Annotated in this window: 21 protein-coding genes; 10 read left to right on the top strand and 11 right to left on the bottom strand. The window is 71.8% G+C overall.

Annotated elements, in window-relative coordinates:
- Nucleotides 1-49 precede the first annotated feature (49 nt).
- From ACWH95_RS04785 to ACWH95_RS04775, 3 genes are read left to right on the top strand one after another with little or no spacing between them, the layout of a single operon-like run.
- Nucleotides 50-1,099, top strand: a complete 1,050-nt coding sequence (locus ACWH95_RS04785; protein WP_136035161.1) for an ABC transporter substrate-binding protein — start codon at nucleotides 50-52, stop codon at nucleotides 1,097-1,099.
- Nucleotides 1,096-2,202, top strand: a complete 1,107-nt coding sequence (locus tag ACWH95_RS04780; RefSeq protein WP_447653388.1) for a Gfo/Idh/MocA family protein — start codon at nucleotides 1,096-1,098, stop codon at nucleotides 2,200-2,202. The genes ACWH95_RS04785 and ACWH95_RS04780 overlap by 4 nt, the downstream gene beginning before the upstream one ends.
- The gene (locus ACWH95_RS04775) at nucleotides 2,199-3,620 is read left to right on the top strand and encodes a sulfatase family protein (protein ID WP_136035159.1); all 1,422 of its coding nucleotides are present in this window, start codon (nucleotides 2,199-2,201) and stop codon (nucleotides 3,618-3,620) included. Before ACWH95_RS04780 ends, ACWH95_RS04775 begins: the two co-directional genes overlap by 4 nt.
- A 175-nt stretch (nucleotides 3,621-3,795) precedes the next feature.
- Here ACWH95_RS04775 and ACWH95_RS04770 read toward each other — a convergent pair whose 3' ends face one another.
- Together ACWH95_RS04770 and ACWH95_RS04765 are read right to left on the bottom strand one after the other, a co-directional pair.
- Nucleotides 3,796-5,697 (bottom strand): beta strand repeat-containing protein, encoded by a 1,902-nt coding sequence (locus tag ACWH95_RS04770; protein ID WP_454120288.1) that lies wholly within the window; start codon nucleotides 5,695-5,697, stop codon nucleotides 3,796-3,798.
- Between the two features lie 100 nt (nucleotides 5,698-5,797).
- Nucleotides 5,798-6,832 (bottom strand): hypothetical protein, encoded by a 1,035-nt coding sequence (locus ACWH95_RS04765; RefSeq protein ID WP_454120287.1) that lies wholly within the window; start codon nucleotides 6,830-6,832, stop codon nucleotides 5,798-5,800.
- A 528-nt stretch (nucleotides 6,833-7,360) separates the two neighbouring features.
- On the opposite strand from ACWH95_RS04765, the gene dnaB reads away from it, so the two are divergent.
- The 3 genes from dnaB to ACWH95_RS04750 all read left to right on the top strand — a co-directional run bounded on the left by dnaB (nucleotide 7,361) and on the right by ACWH95_RS04750 (nucleotide 11,983).
- Entirely contained in the window at nucleotides 7,361-8,734 is a 1,374-nt protein-coding gene (gene dnaB, locus ACWH95_RS04760) for a replicative DNA helicase (RefSeq protein WP_062637804.1), read from the top strand.
- Between the two features lie 73 nt (nucleotides 8,735-8,807).
- Nucleotides 8,808-9,554 (top strand): LysM peptidoglycan-binding domain-containing protein, encoded by a 747-nt coding sequence (locus ACWH95_RS04755; RefSeq protein WP_136036753.1) that lies wholly within the window; start codon nucleotides 8,808-8,810, stop codon nucleotides 9,552-9,554.
- A 77-nt stretch (nucleotides 9,555-9,631) separates the two neighbouring features.
- Complete coding sequence (locus tag ACWH95_RS04750; RefSeq protein WP_454120286.1) at nucleotides 9,632-11,983, top strand: metallophosphoesterase; 2,352 nt, start codon at nucleotides 9,632-9,634, stop codon at nucleotides 11,981-11,983.
- On the opposite strand, the gene ACWH95_RS04745 is transcribed toward ACWH95_RS04750, so the two are convergent.
- Nucleotides 11,923-12,597: a winged helix-turn-helix transcriptional regulator gene (locus tag ACWH95_RS04745; RefSeq protein ID WP_454120285.1), complete on the bottom strand. Its 675-nt coding sequence runs from the start codon at nucleotides 12,595-12,597 to the stop codon at nucleotides 11,923-11,925. The genes ACWH95_RS04750 and ACWH95_RS04745 overlap by 61 nt on opposite strands.
- 89 nt (nucleotides 12,598-12,686) lie before the next feature.
- Here ACWH95_RS04745 and ACWH95_RS04740 point away from each other — a divergent pair, with 89 nt between their 5' ends.
- Nucleotides 12,687-13,199, top strand: coding sequence for a hypothetical protein (locus ACWH95_RS04740; protein WP_454120284.1), 513 nt, complete (start codon nucleotides 12,687-12,689; stop codon nucleotides 13,197-13,199).
- Here ACWH95_RS04740 and ACWH95_RS04735 read toward each other — a convergent pair.
- Nucleotides 13,108-13,731 (bottom strand): TetR/AcrR family transcriptional regulator, encoded by a 624-nt coding sequence (locus tag ACWH95_RS04735; protein WP_454120283.1) that lies wholly within the window; start codon nucleotides 13,729-13,731, stop codon nucleotides 13,108-13,110. The two genes, ACWH95_RS04740 and ACWH95_RS04735, sit on opposite strands and share 92 nt — an antisense overlap.
- A gap of 33 nt (nucleotides 13,732-13,764) precedes the next feature.
- Between ACWH95_RS04735 and ACWH95_RS04730 the strand changes: the two genes are divergently transcribed.
- Nucleotides 13,765-14,739, top strand: coding sequence for a DMT family transporter (locus ACWH95_RS04730; protein ID WP_247982431.1), 975 nt, complete (start codon nucleotides 13,765-13,767; stop codon nucleotides 14,737-14,739).
- On the opposite strand, the gene ACWH95_RS04725 is transcribed toward ACWH95_RS04730, so the two are convergent.
- The 5 genes from ACWH95_RS04725 to ACWH95_RS04705 form a co-directional block, all read right to left on the bottom strand.
- The gene (locus ACWH95_RS04725; protein WP_136028492.1) at nucleotides 14,679-14,906 is read right to left on the bottom strand and encodes an RNA-binding S4 domain-containing protein; all 228 of its coding nucleotides are present in this window, start codon (nucleotides 14,904-14,906) and stop codon (nucleotides 14,679-14,681) included. The two genes, ACWH95_RS04730 and ACWH95_RS04725, sit on opposite strands and share 61 nt — an antisense overlap.
- A gap of 30 nt (nucleotides 14,907-14,936) precedes the next feature.
- Nucleotides 14,937-15,812, bottom strand: coding sequence for a hypothetical protein (locus tag ACWH95_RS04720; RefSeq protein WP_247637982.1), 876 nt, complete (start codon nucleotides 15,810-15,812; stop codon nucleotides 14,937-14,939).
- Nucleotides 15,813-15,889: 77 nt separating this feature from the next.
- On the bottom strand, nucleotides 15,890-17,206 hold the full coding sequence (locus ACWH95_RS04715; protein ID WP_206252227.1) for a sensor histidine kinase: 1,317 nt from the start codon (nucleotides 17,204-17,206) through the stop codon (nucleotides 15,890-15,892).
- Complete coding sequence (locus ACWH95_RS04710; protein ID WP_136030477.1) at nucleotides 17,199-17,876, bottom strand: response regulator transcription factor; 678 nt, start codon at nucleotides 17,874-17,876, stop codon at nucleotides 17,199-17,201. Before ACWH95_RS04710 ends, ACWH95_RS04715 begins: the two co-directional genes overlap by 8 nt.
- A gap of 57 nt (nucleotides 17,877-17,933) precedes the next feature.
- Nucleotides 17,934-18,464: a putative immunity protein gene (locus tag ACWH95_RS04705; protein WP_454120282.1), complete on the bottom strand. Its 531-nt coding sequence runs from the start codon at nucleotides 18,462-18,464 to the stop codon at nucleotides 17,934-17,936.
- A 174-nt stretch (nucleotides 18,465-18,638) separates the two neighbouring features.
- Here ACWH95_RS04705 and ACWH95_RS04700 point away from each other — a divergent pair, with 174 nt between their 5' ends.
- Together ACWH95_RS04700 and ACWH95_RS04695 are read left to right on the top strand one after the other, a co-directional pair.
- Nucleotides 18,639-19,442 (top strand): MerR family transcriptional regulator, encoded by an 804-nt coding sequence (locus tag ACWH95_RS04700; RefSeq protein ID WP_454120280.1) that lies wholly within the window; start codon nucleotides 18,639-18,641, stop codon nucleotides 19,440-19,442.
- Nucleotides 19,439-19,615: a hypothetical protein gene (locus ACWH95_RS04695; protein WP_168387206.1), complete on the top strand. Its 177-nt coding sequence runs from the start codon at nucleotides 19,439-19,441 to the stop codon at nucleotides 19,613-19,615. The genes ACWH95_RS04700 and ACWH95_RS04695 overlap by 4 nt, the downstream gene beginning before the upstream one ends.
- A gap of 6 nt (nucleotides 19,616-19,621) precedes the next feature.
- Here ACWH95_RS04695 and ACWH95_RS04690 read toward each other — a convergent pair whose 3' ends face one another.
- Both ACWH95_RS04690 and pnuC read right to left on the bottom strand, forming a co-directional pair.
- A complete protein-coding gene (locus ACWH95_RS04690; protein WP_247637978.1) occupies nucleotides 19,622-21,004 on the bottom strand; it encodes an LLM class flavin-dependent oxidoreductase in 1,383 nt (460 codons plus the stop codon).
- A 109-nt stretch (nucleotides 21,005-21,113) separates the two neighbouring features.
- The gene (pnuC, locus tag ACWH95_RS04685) at nucleotides 21,114-21,824 is read right to left on the bottom strand and encodes a nicotinamide riboside transporter PnuC (RefSeq protein ID WP_454120279.1); all 711 of its coding nucleotides are present in this window, start codon (nucleotides 21,822-21,824) and stop codon (nucleotides 21,114-21,116) included.
- Nucleotide 21,825 lies beyond the last annotated feature (1 nt).

The following is a 21,825-nucleotide window of genomic DNA, read 5'->3' as shown; positions in this document are numbered from 1 at the left end:
CGCACCCGCACGACCCACCGCACTCCCACCCGATCACGTAAGGAACCCGATGATGCGCTTCCCCACCCGGACCCGTCGCGCGGCCGTCGCCGCCGCGGCCGTCACCGCACTCACGATCGCCCTGTCCGCCTGCACGGGCTCGGCCGAACCGGCCCCCTCGTCCGACGCCGGAGGCGAGGCCCGTGAGCCGGTCTCCCTGAACGTCGGCTACATCGACACGAGCATCAACGGCGTCGGCGTGATCGCCGCCGCGAACGAGCTGGGTCTGTGGGAGAAGTACGGGCTGGACGTGACGCTGACGCCGTTCACGAACGGCCCCACCCAGATCCAGGCGATGCAGGCCGGCCAGATCGACGTCGGGTACATCGGCGCCGGGGCGACCTGGCTTCCGGCGACCGGACAGGCGACTGTGATCGTGCCCAGCGAGACCTCGCTCGGCGACGTGGTGCTCGCCCGCCCGGGCAGCGGCGTCGAGGATCCGAAAGACCTCAAGGGGCAGCGCGTCGGCGTGCCCGAGGGCGGGTCGGGGGAGATGATCCTCGCGCTCACGCTCCTGGAGGCCGGGCTCACGTTCGACGACGTCGAGCGCGTGGTGCTCGACCCGCCGAGCGTCGTCAGCGCCTACGTCGGCGGGCAGATCGACATCGCCGCGATCTTCTCGCCGCTGAGCGCGCAGATCCTCGACAGCGTGCCGGACACCGTGACGGTGGCCGACAACGCCTCGTTCCCGGAGACGTCGTTCCTCGGGTCGTGGGTCGCGTCGAACGAGGCCGTCGACGGCAAGGCCGACGCCCTGCAGCGCTTCCTCGAGGTGTACGCCGAGGTGAACGACTACCGCATCGACGACACGGAGCAGGTCGTCGAGTGGGCCTCCGCCGCGTCCGGTGCCCCGGTCGACCAGCTGACGCAGCAGGCGAGCATCTCCGGGTGGACGCCGTCCGACGAGATCCTCGCGAACAACGAGGACGGCACCACGTTCGAGCAGTACGAGTCGATCATGCGGGTGTTCGTCCAGTCCGGTCGCATGGAGGACATGACCGATCCGGCGTCGTTCGTCAACACCGAGCTGTTCGCCGCCGCCATGAAGGACCGCTCGTGACGGGTCCCGTCGGGCTGGGCATCGTCGGCTCCGGTTTCGTCGCCGAGTTCTACCTCCGGGCCCTGGCGGAGGTGCGCGACCACGAGGTCGTCGCCCTCGCCGCGCGCTCGCCCGAACGGGGCAGAGAGCTCGCCGACCGGTTCGGCGTGCGCGACGTGGTCGCCAGCGTTGAGGAGCTGGCCGCCCTTGCCGATGTCGACATCGTGGTCGTGGCCGTGCCGCAGGACGCGCACCTCGACGCGGTGACGGCGGCGGCCGCCGCGGGCAAGGCCGTGATCTGCACCAAGCCGCTCGGGCGCAGCGGCTCGGAGGCCGCGGCGTGCCTCGCCGCCGTGACCGCCGCGGGCGTGTGGCACGGCTATGCGGAGACCGCGGTCTTCTCGCCCGCGGTCATGCACGCCAAGGCGATGGTCGACGCGGGCGGCATCGGTCGGGTGCTCACCGTGCGCGCCCGCGAGGCCCACGGCAGCCCGCACAAGCACGCCAGGGAGATCGCGCGCATGGGCGGAGGGCCGCTGCGCGGTCTCGGCTGCCACGGTGTCGCCGTCGGGCGCTGGTTCCTGGAGGGCGCGACCCCCGTGGAGGCCTTCGCGTGGGGGGACCGGCTCGACCGCGACGACGTGGACTCCGAGGACAACGCGGTCCTGCTCGTGCGGTTCGACGACGGTCGTGTCGCCCAGGTCGAGGCCGGCTGGACGCATCGCCCCGGGCTGGACAACCGGCGCGAGATCCATGGCTCGGACGGCTGGCTCGGCGTGGACGAGACCGGCCCCGGTGCCCTCGCGGCGTTCGCGGGACAGGAGCTCGGTTACGTGGGGGAGAAGGCCGGCTCGACCCGCGGCTGGCTGCGGCCCGTGCTCGACGAGCCGCGCACGTACGGCTACCACGGCCAGTTCGCGCACTTCATCGAGAGTTTCCGCGCGGGTGTCGCGCCGCGGCAGACCCTGGCCGACGGCGTCATCGACAACGCGGTGATCGACGCGGCCTATCGCTCCATGACGACCGGTCGCTGGGAGCCCATCGACCTCTCCGGGCTCACGGCCCCTCCCGCCGAGATCGTCACCGACGCGTACCACCGCCCCGCAGAGAGAGAAGCACGATGACCGCCCGGCGACCGAACATCCTCATGATCCTCACCGACGACCACGCCACGCATGCGATCGGCGCCTACGGGTCGGTGGTGAACACGACCCCGCGCATCGACGAGATCGCGCAGTCCGGTCGTCGCGTCGATCACTGCTACTGCACGAACTCGCTGTGCACCCCGAGCCGCGCCAGCATCCTGACCGGCACGTACAGCCATGTCAACGGCGTCTCGACCCTGGTGACCCCCATCGACGCGAGCCAGCCGACGTTCGTGTCGCAGCTCAAGGAGGCGGGCTACCGCACGGCCATCGTCGGCAAGTGGCACATGGGGGAGGGGCCCGGCCATGATCCGCAGGGCTTCGACTACTGGGCGGTGCTGCGCGATCAGGGCGAGTACTTCGATCCGCAGATCCTCACCGCCGACGGCGTGCACATCGAGAAGGGTTACGCGACCGACATCATCACCGACCTGTCGCTGCAGTGGCTCGAGTCGCTGGAGGGCGATGAGCCGTGGTGCCTGCTGATCCATCACAAGGCGCCGCACCGCGCGTGGGAGCCCGACGAGGCGCACGCCCACCTGTACAGCGATCCGATCCCCGTGCCGTCCACGTTCACGGACGACTACGCGGGCCGGGCGAGCGCGGCGAAGCATGCCACCATGCGCATCGCGGAGCACCTGACGCTGGACGACCTCAAGGTGGAGCCGCCGCAGGACCTGACGCCCGACGAGCTCGCGCTGTGGAAGTACCAGCGGTACATGGAGGACTACTTGCGCTGCGTGGCCTCGGTTGACGACAACGTCGGACGGGTGATCGACTGGCTCGGCGCGCACGGCGTGCGGGATTCGACCCTCCTCACGTACAGCTCCGACCAGGGCTTCTTCCTCGGCGACCACGGGTGGTTCGACAAGCGCTTCATGTACGAGGAGTCGATCCGGATGCCGCTGCTCGTGTCGTGGCCGGAGCGGATCGCGCCCGCGGCCCCGATGGAGCAGATCGTGACGAACGTCGATTTCGCGCAGACCTTCCTGGATGCCGCCGGGGTCGATGCGCACGAGCGGATGCAGGGGAAGAGCTTCCTTCCGCAGCTGACCGGATCGGACGAGCCGACGCGCGACGCGTTCTACTACCGCTATTACGAGAACGACGACGAGAACCACCATGTGCTCGCGCACTACGGCATCCGCACGGAGGCCCACAAGCTCATCTACTTCTACAGCGACGGGATGGGTCTGCCCGGGTCGTCGCCGTTCCGGTTCGCGCCGGAGTGGGAGTTGTACGACCTGGAGGCCGACCCGGACGAGCTGGTGAACGTGTACCACGACCCCGCCTACGCGGAGGTGCGCGAGCAGCTCAAGGTGCGGCTGTGGGAGCTGCAGGCCGAGCTGGGCGACCAGCCCCACGCGAGTCAGCCGATACCCGCGCTGACGAGCTGAGCGCAGGCGTGAACGGATGCCCCGTGGCGGTTCGCCACGGGGCATCCGCGTGTCGCGCGGCCGTCGCGCTCGGCAGAGGAGGTGCGGGGGACGCACCGCACGAGCGGACGCTGCCGCGCACCGGCGGAGCCGTGTCTCCTCCCCCGAGGACACCGGCGCCGCCGGGGCTCAGCGCCTACGCCGTGCGACGGCGCAGCAGGCCCGCACCTCCCAGAAGCAGCAGGGCGGCGATCGCCCACAGCGCGGGCGACGGTGCACCGCCGGTCATGGCGAGACCGGTGGCCTCACCGGAGACGGCTGCGCCCGACGCCCAGGCCATGCCGGACGCGCCCGGAGTGGTGCCGGGGTTCGTTCCGGGGGTGGTGCCGGGGTCCGTGCCCGGGTCGGTTCCGGGGTCGGTTCCCGGGTCCGTACCGGGGTCCGTGCCCGGGTCAGTTCCGGGGTCGGTTCCGGGGTCGGTTCCGGGCGTGGTGCCCGGGCCGGTCACGGTGCTCTCGCCCACGACCGAGATGGCGTTGCCGCCGATCGTGATCGGAAGCGTCACGGGCAGACCCAGCTGGGTGCCGCCGAGGATGCCGCCCTCACCGGTGGTGATCCCGCCGCCGGTCGCCGGAGCGGTCGGGGTGGTCCCGGTGCCGGTGGTCCCGCCGGCGACGGTGGCGTCGTCGAGCACGGAGATCGCGTTGCCCGTCACGCCGATGGGGGCGGTGACGGGTGCGGTGACCTGGGTGCCGCCGAGGATGCCGTCCTCACCGGTGGTGATCCCGCCGGCCGCGGGTGCGGTCGGGGCCGTGCCTGTGCCGGTGGTGCCGCCGGTGACGGTGGCGTCGTCGAGCACGGAGATCGCGTTGCCCGTCACGCCGATGGGGGCGGTGACGGGCGCGGTGACCTGGGTGCCGCTGGCGGTGCCGTCCTCACCCGAAGTGGCGGGCGTGCCGCCGGTGGCGGGTGCGGACGGGGTGCCGCCGGTGCCGGTGTTACCGCTCGTGGCGCTGTCTCCCAGGAGCGAGATGGCGTTGCCGGTCACGGTCACGGGGGCCGTCACCGGGGCGACGACCTGGGTGCCGCTGGCGGTGCCGTCCTCACCCGAGGTGGCGGGGGCGCCGCCGTTCGCGGGTGCGGTCGGGGCCGTGGTGCCGGTACCGGTGGTGCCGCCGGTGGCGGTGGCGTCGTCGAGCACGGAGATGGCATTGCCGGTCACGCCGATGGGGGCGGTGATGGGTGCGACGACCTGCGAGCCGCCGACGACGCCGTCCTCACCCGAGGTGGCGGGGCTGCCGCCGTTCGCGGGTGCGGTGGGAGCCGCGCCGGTGCCGGTGCCGCCGGTGCTGGCGCTGTCGCCGAGCAGCGAGATGGCGTTGCCGGTCACGGTCACGGGAGCCGTCACGGGGGCGACGACCTGCGTGCCGCTGGCCGTGCCGTCCTCACCGCTGGTGCCCGCATCGACGCCGGTCGCGGGAGCCGGTGCTGCGGCCTCCGCGTCGGTCGAGGCCGACTCGGCGTCGCCCAGGAGCGACAGCGAGTTGCCCGACACGGTCACCGGGGCGTTCACCGCGAGCAGGGCCTGCGTGCCCGAGAGCACACCGTCCATGCCGTCGGTGTCGAGGGAAAGCACCCCGGCCGCGTCAGGGGCCTGGGGAGCCGCGCTCTGGGGTGGAGCGGCGGCCGGGGTGCTGGTCGTGGAGTCGTCGGTGAGGCTGATCGCGTTGCCCGACACGGTGACGGGCAGGTTCACGGTCACGACCGCCTGGGTTCCCGACGCGGTGCCCGAGCCGCCGTCCGTCTCCGCAGCGGGTGCGGGAGCCGGAGCGGGCGCCGGAGCGGGCGCGGGGGCTGGTGCCGGAGCGGGCGCGGGGGCCGGAGCCGGGGCCGGTGCGGGAGCCACCGCATCGCCGAGCACGGAGATCGCGTTGTCCACGACCGTGATCGGCGCTGTGATGGGTGCCACCGCCTGGGTGCCGGAGAGCAGTCCGTCGTCTCCGGATGTCTCGGCCGCATTGGCGGCCGTCGCGCCGAGCAGGGTGATCCCGCCGGCGAGGAGCGCGCCCCACAGGGCTCGCTTCGCGTAAGTACGCATGATGGTTCTCCTGACATGACTGGGGTGTCTGATGGGTGCACGCGATGAGGTGCGCGCGCAGCACGGCATCTGCCATCCGCGGGGATGGCGCGACAGTCAGTCAGTCAGGTGAGACGTCGGTGTCGGCGACGGGCGAGCCGGGAAGGGCATCGTCCGAGGCGCCGGCAACCCGCTCCCAGGCGCGGAGCGGGAGCACGCCGTCGTCGCCGAGGCGAGCGTGGGCGTACGGGGTGCCTCCGCCGGAGGTGGCGGAGGAAGACGGAGCGGCGGGGGCACCGGGGGGTGCGTTGCCGGGCGTGGGGGTGTGATCGCCCGCGGCAGGGTCGGCGGGCGGCGTGGCCCCCTCGGCGCGTTCGTCGGAGGCGCCGGAGATCGCGGCGGACACGCCGGGCGTCGTTGCGCCGGGCAGCGCGGACGCGGGCGCGGACGCAGAGGTGAGAGCCACCGCGGCGGCGGGGAGCGATCCGTCGCTCACCGGCGGAATTCCGGGCTGTAGGCCGTCGATCACGGGCGGCACGGTCTCGTCGACGGTGCCGCCGATCACGCCGGTCACCTCATCGACCACGCCCACCACCTCGGTCACGAGGTCGGACGCGCCGGAGTCGACGACGATCCCGCCGACGATCGGAAGGCGGCCGACGGCGTCGAGGATCGGTGCGGTCACGCGCGAGATGGGCGAGTCCGCGAGGAGGTCGGTGGTGGTGTCGACGACCGACGAGGTCGCGTCCGTGACCGTGCCGAGCACGGGCGCCGCGACCGACCCCACGACCGGCACGCTCTCGACCGTCTCCGTGACCGTCTCGACGACGGCGGGCGCGGCATGCACGGGGGCGACCGCCTGCGAGACGACGGGGGCGACCACCTGCGTCACCACCGGGGCGACCACCTGCGTGACGACGGGCGCGGCCACCTGGGTCACGACCGGGGCGACGACCTCGTTCACGACGGGTGCCGTCACGGCGGTCACCGTCTGCGTGACCGCGGTGGTCAGGGAGTCGAGCGGGCCGGGCTTCTGCTCGTCCGCGTGAGCGGATCCGCCACCGGTGAGCACCGTGAGTGCGGCCCACGCGAGCGCGCCGAGGCCACCCCAGAGAACGACGGCGGGTACGCCGCGTCGGGTCGCTCGAGCGCTCACGTCGTCCTCCCCCTCTGAAGGCAACGCCATATCGATACGGGTGTGTCGATGGGGAGCAGAATACTCGCGGGGTCCCACCCTGTCCAGGCCCATTTACAACCGCGACGGGTGGTGTCAGATCGTGACGCGCCCGGCGGATTTCCGGCTTGACTTTCCCCAAGTTCTACACATGTCGCTCCGGCAGGGGAAACCTTCAACGCGCGATTTAAGCTCGTTTCCATCCACAGGGTGGGGAAACGAGAAATCCCAGTTCAAGCGTCATAAAAAAGTTCTTCTTCACCACACTCCACCGGGTTATCCACACCCGTTCTGCACAGACACTCCGCGTTTCTCCGCACGCTCTCCACATGGTTATCCACAGGCTGTGTTGCACCGTGTGGAGACCGCTCATAGCGTGGTCGAGCGACCGAATGTCGGGGGCCCCTGTTTGTCTGGAACCGGCCGCCGCGCGGGCGTGGAACCACCGACGACCACTCGTCATCCGCTGTCGGAGTTCCGCATCGGAACCGTCGCATCGAAGGGAACACTGTGTCGATCGCCGACATCTCGGAGGAGCGCCTGGGAGGGCAGCGTCCGCCCGAGCGCACCCCGCCGCACGACCTCCTCGCCGAGCAGAGCGCCCTGGGCGGCATGCTGCTGTCGAAGGACGCGGTGGCCGACGTGATCGAGACCCTCAAGGGCGCCGACTTCTACATCCCGAAGCACGAGCTGATCTTCGAGGCGATCCTGTCGCTCTACTCGCACGGCGAGCCGACCGACGTGGTCGCCGTCACCGACGAGCTCATCAAGACGGGCGAGCTGAGCAAGGCCGGCGGCGCCGACTACCTGCACACGCTCACCTCGATCGTGCCGACTGCCGCGAACGCCGGCTACTACGCGGGCATCGTGTCGGAGCGGGCCATCCTCCGCCGGCTGGTCGACGCGGGCACCCGCATCGTGCAGCTCGGCTACGACGGCCAGGGCGACGCGACCGACATCGTCAACAACGCGCAGGCCGAGATCTACTCCGTCACCGGTTCGGAGACCGCCGAGGACTACGTGCCGCTGACGGTCGCGGTCGACGCGGCGGTCGAGGAGATCGAGGCGGCGAACGGCCGCGACGGCTCCATGACGGGCATCCCGACCGGTTTCCGTGAGCTCGACGAGCTGACCAACGGCCTGCACGGCGGCCAGATGATCGTCGTCGCCGCCCGACCGGCCATGGGAAAGTCGACGCTCGCGCTCGACTTCGCGCGCGCCGCCTCCATCGGCCATGACTTCCCCTCCATCTTCTTCTCGCTCGAGATGGGCAAGAGCGAGATCGCGATGCGTCTGCTCAGCGCCGAGGGAGCCATCCCGCTGCAGAACATGCGCAAGGGAACGCTCGACCCGCGCGACTGGACCACGGTCGCCGCGACCCGCGGCCGCATCAACGACGCGCCCCTCTACATCGACGACAGCCCGAACATGACGCTCGTCGAGATCCGCGCCAAGTGCCGGCGGCTCAAGCAGCGTGCCGGGCTGCGCATGGTCATCATCGACTACCTGCAGCTGATGACCTCGGGCAAGCGCGTCGAGTCCCGTCAGCAGGAGGTCTCGGAGTTCTCGCGAAGCCTCAAGCTCATCGCCAAGGAACTGCAGGTGCCGGTGATCGCGCTGTCGCAGCTGAACCGTGGTCCCGAGCAGCGGCAGGACAAGAAGCCCGCCATCAGCGACCTGCGTGAGTCGGGCTCGATCGAGCAGGACGCCGACATGGTGATCCTGCTGCACCGCGACTCCGTGTACGACAAGGACGTGCGTCCGGGTGAGGCCGACCTGATCGTGGCCAAGCACCGTAACGGCCCGACGGCCACCATCACGGTCGCGTTCCAGGGCCACTACTCCCGCTTCGCCGACATGGCCCCCGGCGGCGACTTCAACTGACGTGTGCACGGAACGTCGGTCGCCCGGGCCCGTCGCGCTGGCGCGGGCGGGCGCATCCTGACAAGCTGACGGGATGAACCGCACCCGCGCCATCGTCGCCGTCGTCGCGGGGGTGGCGGTCGCCGGTGTCGCGGCCCTCGCCGTCCCGGCTGTCGTCTCCGCCGTCTCCGCGCCATCCGAGACGTTCACGCACGCGCCCGCACCGGCCCCCGCCGCGGTCGACGAGTCGGAGTCCGCACCGGGCGAGGGCGACCTGGTCGATCTCGGTGACGGCGTCTCCGTGCCCGCGGGCGGTCCGGGGGAGTGCACCACGAACTCGCTCATCAACATCGTCGCCCAGGACGGAGAGGCGCCGCATGCGAAGCTGCTCGGCGACCTCGTCGAGATGGGGGCGTCCGACCTCGCGAACGGCACCCCCGTGCTCGGCGACGACGGGAAGGTCTTCGCCTACGAGGTCGCCCCGGGCGACAGCCTGATCGCGATCGGCCAGCGGTTCTGCATCGACTACGTCACCGTCTCGATGTACAACCACGTCGACGGCATGACCGTGCACCCGGGCGACGTGCTGATCCTCCGACCCGACCCCGCCCTCCCGTGGATCGACCAGTACGGGCCGTTCCGGGCGGAGGCCGGCACCTCCACCATCCCCTACGCCAACGCGTTCATCGAGTTCTCGAACGCGATCGCCGCGGGCGACCTGGGCGCGGCGCGCGTCGTGTGGCAGCGCCTCGGCCCCGACGTCTCGCCGGAGGGGCAGGCCGTGGTCACGCAGGCCCTCGCCGACGAGGACTGGGACGTGCTGCACCAGCTCTTCCCCTGACCTCGCGCCACAGGCCCTTGTGGCTCCCGCCCCGGCGGGTGTAAGACGGAGCCAGTCGAAGTGGACTGGGGTTCGACATGGGGACGTGGACGCGCGCACGGCGTCGTGCGCTGGCGGTGGTCGGAGCGACCGTGATGCTGGTCGGCGCGCTCGTGCCCGCCGTCGCCTCCGCCGCCGACGAGACCTTCACGATCGTGGTGCTGCCCGACACACAGGGCTACACCGTGTCGAGCACGTACGAGCAGACGATGGCCGCGCAGACGCAGTGGATCGTCGACTCCCGCGCACAGCTCAACACGAAGTTCGTGATCCAGGTGGGCGACCTCGTCGAGTCGTGGCCGAACGTGAACCACTGGGAGCGCGCGAGCCGGTACATGAAGACGCTCGACGACGCGGGCGTGCCGAACTCGGTGCTGCCGGGCAACCACGACCTCGACATCACGACCGGCGAGTCGAGCACGTACGACACCTACTTCCCGCCGAGCCGGTACTCCGCCGCCTCGTGGAACGGCCCGACGGTGTCGTACGGCGGATACCTGGGGCAGAACCAGTTCGGGCCCGACGGCATCGACCGCAAGAACAAGGACAGCTACAGCCTGCTCACGGTCGGCGACACGAAGCTGCTGCTGCTGAGCCTCGAATTCGAGTCGCCCGCCTACACCCTCGCGTGGGCCCAGCGCGTGCTCGACGCCCACCCCGACCGCAAGGTCATCCTCGCCACGCACGGCTTCATCAACACGGGCGGCACGCGCGCCACGCACGTCATCCGCACCGACGTCACCCCGGTGTCCGCGGTGACGCTGTGGAACGACTTCGTGTCGCAGAACTGCTCCATCTTCCTTGTCGTCAACGGCCACTGGCACGACGGCGACATCGGCGAGGCGCGACGCACCGACCCGAACTCCTGCGGCACGCCCGTGCACCAGATCCTGTCGAACTACCAGAGCCGCGCGAACGGGGGCAACGGCTGGCTGCGGTACTACACGTTCGATCCCGCCGCGGGCACGGTCGACGCCTTCACCTATTCGCCGACCCTCCAGCAGTACGAGACCGACGCCGGGAGCCGCTTCACCCTCCCGGTCCACCTGGAACCCGGCACGGATGAGGTACTGCTCGCGGGCGGGTCGACGTGGAAGTGGCGCAACTCGACGCAGGCGTGGCCGACCGGGTGGACGACCCTCGGCTTCGATGATTCCGGGTGGGGTTCGGGGAGGGCCCCACTCGGATGGGGCACCGGTGCCGTCACCTCGATCGACCTCGGGCCGCCGAGCACCAACCGCGCCCGCGCGATGCTCTTCCGCACCACCGTGGCCCTCGCCGACATCGACGAGCTCAGTGGCGTGACCGTGAGCACCCGGGCCGACGACGGGGTGGCGGTGTGGGTCAACGGCACGCTGCTGGGCACCTCGCACCTGCAGTCGACCGCGCCGACCAGCGCGACCTATGCCGACGCGGTGCGCTCGACGAGTGTCGCGACCGCCGACCCCGCCGTGTTCGCGGTGCCGTCCGGACTGCTGCGCGAGGGGGCGAACGTGATCGCCGCCTCGGCCCACGTGAACTACCGCGGCACGCCGGACAGCACGTTCGACCTGGTGATGACCGCACGCCGCACGACCGTCGACCCCCCGCAGGACCCTCCGGGCGCCCCCGCGGCCACCGCGACCGCCACGTCTCCCACGAGCGTGGACATCGCGTGGTCGCCGGGCCCCGGAGGTGCGGTGAGCGGTGTGGAGGTGTCGCGCCCTGGCATGACGACGCTCACGGGGACAGGGGCGACGGGGGTGGTGACGGACGCGGCGGCACCGGCGGGGAGTGCGGTGTCGTACGCGGTGGTCGCGATCGGGCCGGACGGTGCGCGGTCCGCCGCGACCACGGTCTCCGTCACCACACCTCCCGCGGCGACGCCCGTGCCGGTCACGCTCGTGCGCAGCGACGCCGCCTGGCGCTTCCGTTACGCGGCCGGAGCCTGGCCGACCGGATGGACGGGCGTCGCGTTCGACGACACGGCGTGGGGGCAGGGCGCCGCACCGCTGGGCTTCGGCAGCGGCATCACGACGGTCGTCGACGTGCCACCCCCCACCACGCAGCGCCCCATCAGCATGCTGTTCCGCACGTCGTTCACCGTCACCGACCCCGCGAAGCTCTCCGAGCTGGTGCTCACGGCGCGCGCGGACGACGGGGCGGTGGTGACGGTCAACGGAGTCGAGGTCGGTCGGCTCCGCATGCCGACGACGACCGTCACCTCGACCACGTACGCCACCGCGGCGCCGAACACGGCCGCCGCGGTCGCCTCACCGCTCGTGATCCCGATCCCCGCGTCGTCGCTGCGCGCCGGCGTCAACGTGATCGCCGTGTCGACGCACCTGAACTACCGCTCGACTCCCGGCGTCTCGTTCGTCGCGACGCTGGAGGGCAAGACCCTTCCCTGAGCCGCGTGCTCGCGCAGGGCGAGGTGCACGCGACAGGAATGCGCGTCGGTGAACGGCAGCACGCGATCGATCACGACCGGTCCGCCCGCGCGCTCCAGCAGTGAGCGCAGCAGCTCCTCGTGCACGCGGCAAGCGACCGGTCCGTCGTCGGCGAGCAGGGCGTGGAAGCGGCACGGTGCGAGCTCGATCGTCAGCGCCTCCTCGTCGACCTCGGGCTCCAGCCCCACCTCGTCCAGGTGGTGGTAGATCGCGTCGAGCTGGTGCGTCGCGTCGGTCGGCAGGGTGGACTCGGTCGCCGGGAGCACCGCGCGCATGAGATCGCCGTGCCGGATCGCCTCACGCAGATGCCGCTCCGCGACCTCGTTGCGATCGGTCGCTGTCACCACCGCGAAGCGCAGCCGGGGTCGTCCACGGCGGCCGGTGTGCTCGACCTCGGAGCGCACGTGCCCCTCCTTCTCGAGGATCCGGAGGTGATCGCGGAGGGTGTTGACGTGCAGGCCGGTGATGGCGGACAACTCGGCGAGACCGATCCCCGGGGTGTCGAGCAGGGCGTCGAGGACCCGCAGGCGACTCGACTGGGCAAGACCGCGGTAGGCGTCGATAGGACGTGGCATGTTACCTATTATCCGCGCAGGTCGGAGAACGGGCGAATTGCACGGCCCGCGTCTGCGCAGGCTCCCGGCCGCCTGGGTAGCGTGGGGCCATGACCGGCGGGCGTCTGACCACAGCACTGCGACTGCTGCTGCCTGCGTTCCTGCTCGGCGCGATGGTCGCCATCTCGTTCCTCGAGGCGCCGCTCAAGTTCCTGGCGCCGGGCGTGACCATCCCGATCGGACTCGGCATCGGGCGCCTGGTCTTCACCGCGCTCAACGTGCTCGCGGGTGTCGTGCTCCTCGTGCTAACGGTCGTCACGGTGCGGGCGCGCGCCGGGCGCACCGTCGGGGTGCTGCTCACCGCGATCTGGGTCGTGTTCGCCGTCGAGGTCGCGGTGATCCGCCCCGTGCTCAACCGCCGCAGTGATCGGGTGATCGCGGGGTCTGCCGCTCCCGGGACCGACGGGGCGCACTATGCCTACATCGCGGCCGACACGATCCTGGTCGTGCTGCTCGTGGCGCTCACGATCGTCACCGTGCGCTCGGTGCTGCCCGATCCTGCGGCGACGCCGGCTCCAGGAGTGTCCGTGCGCAGTCCCGGGCCACGAGGAACGGACCGTTGAACGTCCCCATCCCGACCGTGACGATCGCCCCTTCGTAGAGCAGCATCATCGCCTCGGCAGGCCGGTCCGGATGGTCGAAGCCCGCCTCGGCGAGCAGCTCGTGGAACACCGACAGCAGCCACGTCTTCTGCCGCGACGCCTCGGCGAGCACGAGGCGCTCGTCGTCTCCGCCGTCGATCTCCGCGCGGGCGTTGATCGCGCTGCACCCCTTGGGGCTGTTCTCGTCGGACCAGGTGATGGCGGCATCGAACACGGCGAGCACGCGGTCGACGCCCGGCTCCGGCACGCGGGCGAGGTGCGCGGCGACGTGATCGCGCCAGCGGGCGTCTCGGTGCTGGAGGTAGGAGACGACGAGCGCCTCCTTCGAGCCGAACCGGTCGTACAGCGTCTTCTTCGTCACTCCGGCGGCCGCCGCGATGGTGTCGACGCCGACGGTGTGGATCCCCCGTTCGTAGAACAGCCGGGACGCCGCGTCGAGCACGCGCTGTGCTCCCGGGGTCAGGGGAACGAGCTGCGGGGTCTCCTGGGGCATGACACGAGTATACCGCCCTGTATAGTCAGGATCATGAGTAAACAGATCGGTATACTTCACGGGGCGTTGACCGTGGCCGCCGCCGTCGCCTTCGTCGCCACGTGGAGCTCGGGTTTCGTGATCGCCGCCTTCGCCACGGCCGACACCTCCGCCCTCACCCTTCTCGTCTGGCGGTTCGTCCTCCTCGCGATCGTGCTGCTCCTTCTCGTCGGCGCGACCCGGGCGGCACGGGGTGTCACGCCGCGCGAACTCGGCGTCCAGGCCGCGATCGGGTTGTTCGCGCAGTTCGGCTACTGCGCCGCCGTGTGGGGCGCCGTCGCGGCCGGCATCGCCACCGGGACGGTCGCCCTCATCGACGCCGTGCAGCCGCTCGTCGTCGCCGCCCTGGTCGGCCCCCTCCTCGGCCTGCGCGTGCGCGGCGCCCAGTGGGCGGGGCTCGGAGTGGGTGCCATCGGCGTGGCCCTCGTCGTGCACTCCCAGCTCGGCTCCGCCGCGGCCACTCCCGCGGCCTACCTGCTGCCCGTGACCGCGATGGTGTGCCTCGTGATCGGCACGTTCCTCCAGCGGCGGTCGTCCGCGCACACGGGGGTCCTCGTGACCCTCGCCGTGCAGGTCACCGTCACGGCCGTCGTGCTGCTCGTGATCGCCCTGCTCGCCGGAGCGCTCGTCCCTCCGGCCACGGCGGGGTTCTGGATCTCGGTCGCGCTCGCCGCCGTGTTCCCGACGCTCGGCGCCTACGGTCTGTACTGGTGGCTGCTGCGTCGCGTGGGCATCACCGCACTGCAGGCCCTGCTGTTCCTCATCGCACCGGCCACCGCACTCGCCGGGGCACTGCTGCTGGGTGAGCCGTTGACCGTGCTCACCGTCGCCGGCTTCGTCCTGTGCGCCGGGGGTGTGACGCTCGTGCTCGCGGGCGAGCGGGAAGCGCGGACCGAGGGGGCGGAGGCTCAGGGCCGGACGCGCACCGCCCGGCCCTCGAACGCGACCACGTCGCCATCGTGCAGTTGACGACCACGGCGGCGGTCGACCTCACCGTTCACGGTCACGAAGCCGTCGATGATGACCTCCTTCGCGTCGCCGCCCGAATCGAGCAGACCGGCGAACTTGAGGAACTGGCCGAGGCGGATGACCTCACCGCCGATGGAGACCTCGTCGATCGGATCGGAGTTCGTCATGCCTGCATCGTATCGGCCGCCCGCCGCGTCTCAGTCGTCGAGGTCCGTGCCGACCACGGCGAAGGAGGCATCGAACTCGATGTCGACCGAGCGGTTGTCCGCCGTGAGCACGGAGGCGTCGTAGGGGCTCACATCGTCGGCGTCGACGTCGAGGTCGGTGATCATGCCGTCGGCCTCCGCGAGCGCGGCCTCGACCAGCGCCCGGATGGTCTCGTCGTCGAGCGTGAGCGTCGGCCCCGTGTCGTCGTCGTCCGCCTTCTCGGTCGCCACGACGGACGCCTTCAGGTCGTCGTCCACGCGCACGTCGCTCTCGTCGCCCGTGGCCGTGGTCAGCTGCACCTCCCACGTGCCGTCGCGCTTCGCGTCGATCGAGGTCACCTCGCCGTCCGCGGCTCCACGCGCCGCCTCGGCGATGTCGAGCAGCTCGTCGATCGAGGCGGTGCCGATACCGGTCACCGGTCCACCCGCACCGGCCGGCCGGTCGTCGCGGTCGCCCTCGCGCGGACCGTCGTCGTCGCGGGGGCCGTGGTCGCCGTCGCGGTGGTCGCCGTGGCGCGGTCCCTCCATCGACGGGTGGTCGTCGTCGCCGAACTCATCGCCGATCGCCGCGCCGACAGCCACCCCGCCACCCGCGAGCAGCACGGCCGCGGCGATGCCACCGCCGATGAGCAAGGCGCGCTTGCGTCCGGGCTTCGCCGGGGGAGTCGCCTCGCCTGCGGGCGCCGTGGAAGCGGGGGCGGGCTGTGCGGCGGCGGGCGCGGTCGGCTCGACCGGAACGGTGGGGGCGTCGGCGGCGGGGGTCGCGTCGGGCTGCGCGGGGGCCGGGCTCTGCGCGGCGGCGGGCTGCTCCGGGGTGCCGGGCTGCTCCGGGGTGGGGTTCTCGGGGGTGGGGTTCTTGTCGTCCATGTCCCGATGGTCTCGCGGGGGCGCTGAAGCCACCCTGAAGCGTCCTGAAGCGCTCTTCAGGAATGCCGTGCGGCGCCTCAGTCCGCCGAGGGCAGGGTCACGACGAACCGCGCCCCGCCCCATCGCGAGTCGTCCACCGTGACGGTGCCGTGCGCCGCGGTCGCGATGCTGCGGGCGATCGCCAGGCCCAGACCGCTGCCGCCCGCATCACGGCTGCGCGCCTCGTCGAGTCGCACGAACCGCTCGAAGATCCGCTCCCGCTCGGCCGCCGGCACGCCCGACCCGTCGTCCTCCACGGTCAGGAACACGTGCTGCTGCACCGTGGTGACCCCGATCGCCAGACGACCGCGGGCGTGGCGGGCGGCGTTGTCGGCGAGGTTGCGCACGAGCTGCGCGAGCAGCCGGGGGTCGCCCGACACCCGGGCGGCGCCGATGCCCGACCCGTCCACGTCGAGCCCCGCCGCGCGCAGGCGTCGCACCTCGGTGAGGGCGATGTCGTCGAGGTCCACCGGCTCCGCGGCACCCGCCACCCCCTCGTCGAGGCGGGCCAGCAGCAGGAGTGACTCGACGATGCCTTGCAGGCGCAGGCCCTCCTCCGACACCACGTCGGCGAGCTCGCGGATGCTCGTGACCTCGGGGTGCGACTGTGCCAGCTCGGCGTGCTGACGGATGGTCGCGAGCGGCGACCGCAGCTCGTGCGAGGCGTCGGACACGAAGCGGCGCTGGGCGGTCGCGGCGGCGTCGAGCCGGTCGAGCATGCCGTTCATCGTGGTCGCGAGGGACGCGATCTCGTCGCCCGTGTCGGGCACGGGCACGCGGCGGTCGAGGCGCTCGGCCGTGATGCCGTCGACCTCCGTGCGGATGCGCGAGACCGGACGCAGGGCTCGCCCCGTGACGAGCCAGGTGGTCGCGGCGACGAGCACCAGCAGGGCGGGGACGGCGACGGCCAACAGTGTCGCGACCGTGGCGAGCGTCTCCGCGTCGTCTTCCATCGGCACCGCCAGCACCAGGCTCTCACCGTCGTCGAGGTCGTCCGACACGACCACCATCCGCTCGCCGTCGATCACGAAGCTGCGCGGGTCGTCATGCACGGGCAGCGACCCCGACCCGAGGAGCTCCTGCGCCTCCTCGCTCGCGCGACGCACGGTCCCGTCGCGTCCGATCAGCTGCACGATGTCGTCGTCGAGCAGCTCGGGACCGGGGCGCCCCGGACCCTCGAAGCGCTGCACCAGCTCCTCCAGGCGCTGCTCGGCGGCGCGCTCCCTGGCGCCGTGGATGCTCGCGCTGAGCACGCCGTAGAAGGAGAAGGCGCCGATCAGCAGGGCCACCGCCACGACCACCGTCGCGCCGAGCGTCGTCCGGCCGCGCACCGAACGGAGGAACCGGCTAGCCACCGTCGGCCGCCAGCCGGTAGCCCGCCCCGCGGATGGTCTCGATGGCCGCGCGCCCGAACGGCTTGTCGACCTTGCGCCGCAGATGGCCGACGTACACCTCGACGATGTTCGGGTCGCCGTCGAAGTCGTCGTCCCAGACCCCCGCGATCAGGTCGCGCTTGGAGAGCACCTGGCCGCGGTGCCGCATCAGGTGCTCGAGCACCGCGAACTCCCTGGCCGTGAGGCTGATCGGCGTGTCGCCGCGCCATACGTGATGCGCCGCGGGATCCAGGCGCAGATCCCCGGCCTCCAGCACGGTCGGACGGGCAACGGCCCCGCGGCGCACCAGGGCCCGCAGCCGTGCGACCAGGATCGCGAACGAGAACGGCTTCGTGACGTAGTCGTCGGCGCCGGTCTCGAGGGCCTCGACCTGATCCCACTCGCCGTCCTTCGCGGTGAGCATGAGCACGGGCGTCCAGTTCTCCTCCGCCCGCAGCGCCTCGCACACCTTCCAGCCGCTCATGCCGGGCATCATCAGGTCGAGCACGATCGCGTCGTACCGCGTCTCCCGTGCCCGCCACAGTCCGTCGACCCCGTTGTGTGCCACGTCGACCGCGAAGCCCTCGGCCTCGAGCCCCCGACGCACGCCCTCCGCCAGGCGCACCTCGTCGTCCACCACCAGGATCCGCATCACCCCAGTGTGGCGGCTCGACGCTGAATCGCCGCTGAAGCGCGGCGTGCAGCGGGGTCAGGCGAGTGCGGCCTGCACCCGCCGGATCACCGCGCCGAGGTCGCCCGCGGCCAGCAGCCCGGGGCCGAGCGGTCCGGCGGTGTCGGTGCCGAGGAGGGGCAGGGAGCGCAGGGCCGAAGCTGCGGCGGGGGAGAGGAGGGCGAGCTGCTGCGTCACCTCCCGGTCGCGGGCGCGGGGGTCGTCGGGATGCGCGAGCCCCACGGCGACCGCGGCATACGCGGCCGCCCCGAGTGCATGCGCTCCCATGTGCGCCACCCCTGCGGCCTGGGCGGCGGCACGCGCGGCCGCTCGTCCGGCCGGGGTCGCGGCACTCCCGGCCGCCCGGCCTGCCACGAACCGCCGCCGGATCTCACCCGCGGCGGAGAGCTCCCCGCGCGCGAAGGCCCTGGTCCTGGCGATGGCGTCGCGCGGGCGGTCATCGCCGGGGGCGTCCGCCTCGAACAGCGGCAGCACGCGGTCGGCGCAGTCCGCGGCCCACACGGCGACGGTCCGGCGCTGCCCCTCGGTCATGCCCTGAGCGGTGCCCACCGTCACCGCCCTCGGCCCCACGACAGCTCAGGGAACTCGCTCCCCGGCTGCGGCGTCATGGCGAGCGCGCCGTCGAACGATCGCACGGCCTCGATGATCTGCTGTCTGTCCATGCTTCAATGGTCCGGTTGCAGTGCCTATGGAGTCTTGGCTGCGGAGAACAGGGGGTTACGGGTGAGCAACCCTCCAGAGCGGGTCAGGAGCACGGCGGAGATCGGCCGGAGCGTCGGCTATTCGGTGCAGCAGGTCCGCGACCTGGAGCGGCTCGGCATCATTCCCCCGGCGGCCCGCGCGGCGAACGGCTACCGGCGCTACGGTGCACGGCACGAGACCGCGGCGCGGGCGTACCGGGAGCTGGCCGCGGCCATCGGTCCGGTGGCGGCCCGCGCGCTCATGCCGATGCTCATCCGGTCCTCGGTCGAACGGGCCGCCGAGCGCATCGATGCCCTCCACGCCGACCTCGCCGACGAGCGCAGCCGGGTGCGGGAGGCGCTGCGCGGTCTGGAGGTCGCGGTGTCCGACGCCGACGACGTGTTCGACGACGCCGACGAGATGACGGTCGGTGAGCTCGCCCAGGCTCTCGGCGTGCGGACCTCGGCGCTGCGCCACTGGGAGCGCGAGGGGCTCATCCGTCCGATGCGCGACGGCAGGAGCGCCCGCCGCTACGGCTCGGGCGCGATCACCGAGGCCCGCGTGGTCGCCGCACTCCGGTCGGGCGGCTACGGGATCCCGGCCATCACCCGGATCCTGGAGGAGCTGCGGGCGCACGGCGAGAGCGGAGGGCTGCAGAGCATCCTCGCCGCCCGGCTCGACGCCCTCACCCGCCGCAGCGTCGCGCTGCTGGCGGCGGCGGGCAGCCTGCATGCACTGCTCGCCGACACCGACCGCGCGGGCGGCGCGGACACCGCGACGTCCGCCGGAGCTGGCGGTCCGGGAGGGGAGGATCCCGCGGCCAGCGCCCCTAGGCTGGACGTATGACCAAGAACATCTGGACCGTGCTCGGCGTGATCCTCGCTGTCGTGATCGCGTGGTGGATCGTCAGCGCCCTGTTCTCGGTGCTGTGGTTCATCGCGAAGCTCGCGATCGTCGCGGTCGTGGCCGTCGTGGTGTTCCTCGTGCTGCGGAACCTGTTCGCCCGCGACGCCGACTGACGCCGCTCAGGCCCGCGCCGCCGCCCCCACGCGGTACTGCGCGGCGCGGTGCGTGTCCTGCACGCGGTCGCCGCGCCCGTGGAGCTTGTGGCGCAGCGTGCCGGGCGTGTACTCCTCGGGGTACGCGCCGCGCTCGCGCAGCACCGGGATCACGTGCTCGATCACGTCCTGCCACGTGCCGGGCGTGACCGCGTAGGCGAGGTTGAAGCCGTCGATGTCGGTCTGCTCCACCCACGACTGCAGTTCGTCGGCGATCTCCTCGCCCGAGCCGACGACCGTGGGTCCGAGTCCGCCGATGGCGTTGTGCCGCCCGAAGTCGCCGACCGTCCACTCCCGGCCGAGATCGGCCTCCTCCTTCAGGTGCTGGAGCACCGACTGGATCGCGTTGGACTCCACGTTCCCCACGGGCTCGTCCTCGCCGTACTGCGACAGGTCGACGCCCATCCAGCCCGACATGAACGTGAGGGCCCCCTCGGGACTCGCATACGACAGGTACTCCGCGTGCTTCGCGGTCGCCTCCTCGCTCGTCGCCGCGGTGATCACGGTCAGCAGCGTGTAGATGCGGGCGTCGTAGCGGTCGCGTCCCGCCGCCTCGAGGGCGTCGCGGATGCGCTTCACGGTGCCGGCCAGCACCTCCTTCGACGGGGCGGCGACGAAGATCGCCTCGGCGTTCTCGGCCGCGAACCGCACGCCGCGGGGGCTCGCACCGGCCTGGTAGATGACGGGGGTGCGCTGCGGCGACGGCTCGGAGATGTGGATGCCCGGCACGCGGAAGTGCGTGCCCTCGTGCCGGATCGGGTGCACCTTGGCGGGGTCGGTGAAGATGCCGCGCTCGCGGTCCTCGACCACGGCGTCGTCCTCCCACGACCCCTCCCACAGCTTGTACAGCACCTCGACGTACTCGTCGGCGTGGTCGTAGCGGTCGTCGTGACCGAGCTGATCCTCCTGGCCCATGTTGCGGGCGGCGCTGGGGAGGTAGCCGGTGACGACGTTCCAGCCGATGCGGCCCTGCGTGAGGTGGTCGAGCGTGCTGAGCCGCCGTGCGAACGGGTAGGGGTGCTCGAACGCCGTGCCGGCCGTGATGCCGAAGCCGAGGTGCTCGGTCACCGCGGCCATCGCGCTCACGAGCAGGATCGGGTCGTTCACCGGCACCTGGGCGCCGTTGCGGATCGCGGCCTCGTTGGTGCCGCCGTACACGTCGTAGGTGCCGAGCACGTCGGCGATGAAGATGCCGTCGAAGGTCGCGCTCTCCAGCAGTGTCGCCAGCTCGGTCCAGTACGAGATCGTGTTGTACTGCCGCGACCGGTCGTCGGGGTGCCGCCACAGCCCGGACGACTGGTGGGCGACGCAGTTCATGTCGAAGGCGTTGAAGCGGATCTGTCGGGTCATGCGACCCATGAAACGGGACACACGGGGCCGCGGTCGAGCACCGCCGACACGCACCGAAACAATCGCGAGGGCGGCGGTCAGGGTCAGCGGTCGTAGACGTCGCGGCGGGTCAGAGGGCGTCCTCGTCGAGGCGTCGAGGGCTGGGGTCGGGAGGCAGGATCTCGATCCCGTGGTCGGCACGGCGCTGCGCCCGCCACCAGATCACGAACCCGACCGCGGTGAACACGCCGTAGAACACGTACATGAGGCCGGTCGCGTAGTAGCCGGAGCTGAACAGCAGCGGCACGCCGACCACGTCCACGGCGATCCAGATGAGCCAGAACTCCGTCCACCCCTTCGCCATGCCGTACGTGGCCAGGAGCGAGCCGACGAACGTCCAGGCGTCGGCCCACACCGGCTCCCACGACCCGAGCGCGCGGAACACCGGGGTGAGCGCGACCGTGCCGACGATCATCACCAGCACGATTCCGATGCGGGCACTCGTGGGTGCCCAGCGCGGCACCACGCGGCCGCCCTCGGCGTTGCGCCAGCGGATCCAGCCGTACACCGCGACGGCGATGAACATGACCTGCCGGCCGGCCTGGCCGAGCAGGTGGGGGAGCGAGGGGTCGGGGCTGAGCGCCGAACCGAGGAACACGGTCAGCAGCAGCAGGTTGCCGACGATGCCGACCGGCCACGCCCACACCTTGCGCCGCATGCCGCCGAGCGCGCTCGCCAGTCCGAACGCGTTGCCCACCACTTCGCGCACCAGCAGGGTCTGCCCGCCCGGCAGCAGCCACTGCGAATTGAAGGCGTCGACGAGCCACTGCAGCAGGTCCACC

The organism is Microbacterium sp. NPDC055502 (assembly GCF_053643635.1).
This window is presented reverse-complemented; position numbering and strand designations above follow the sequence as displayed.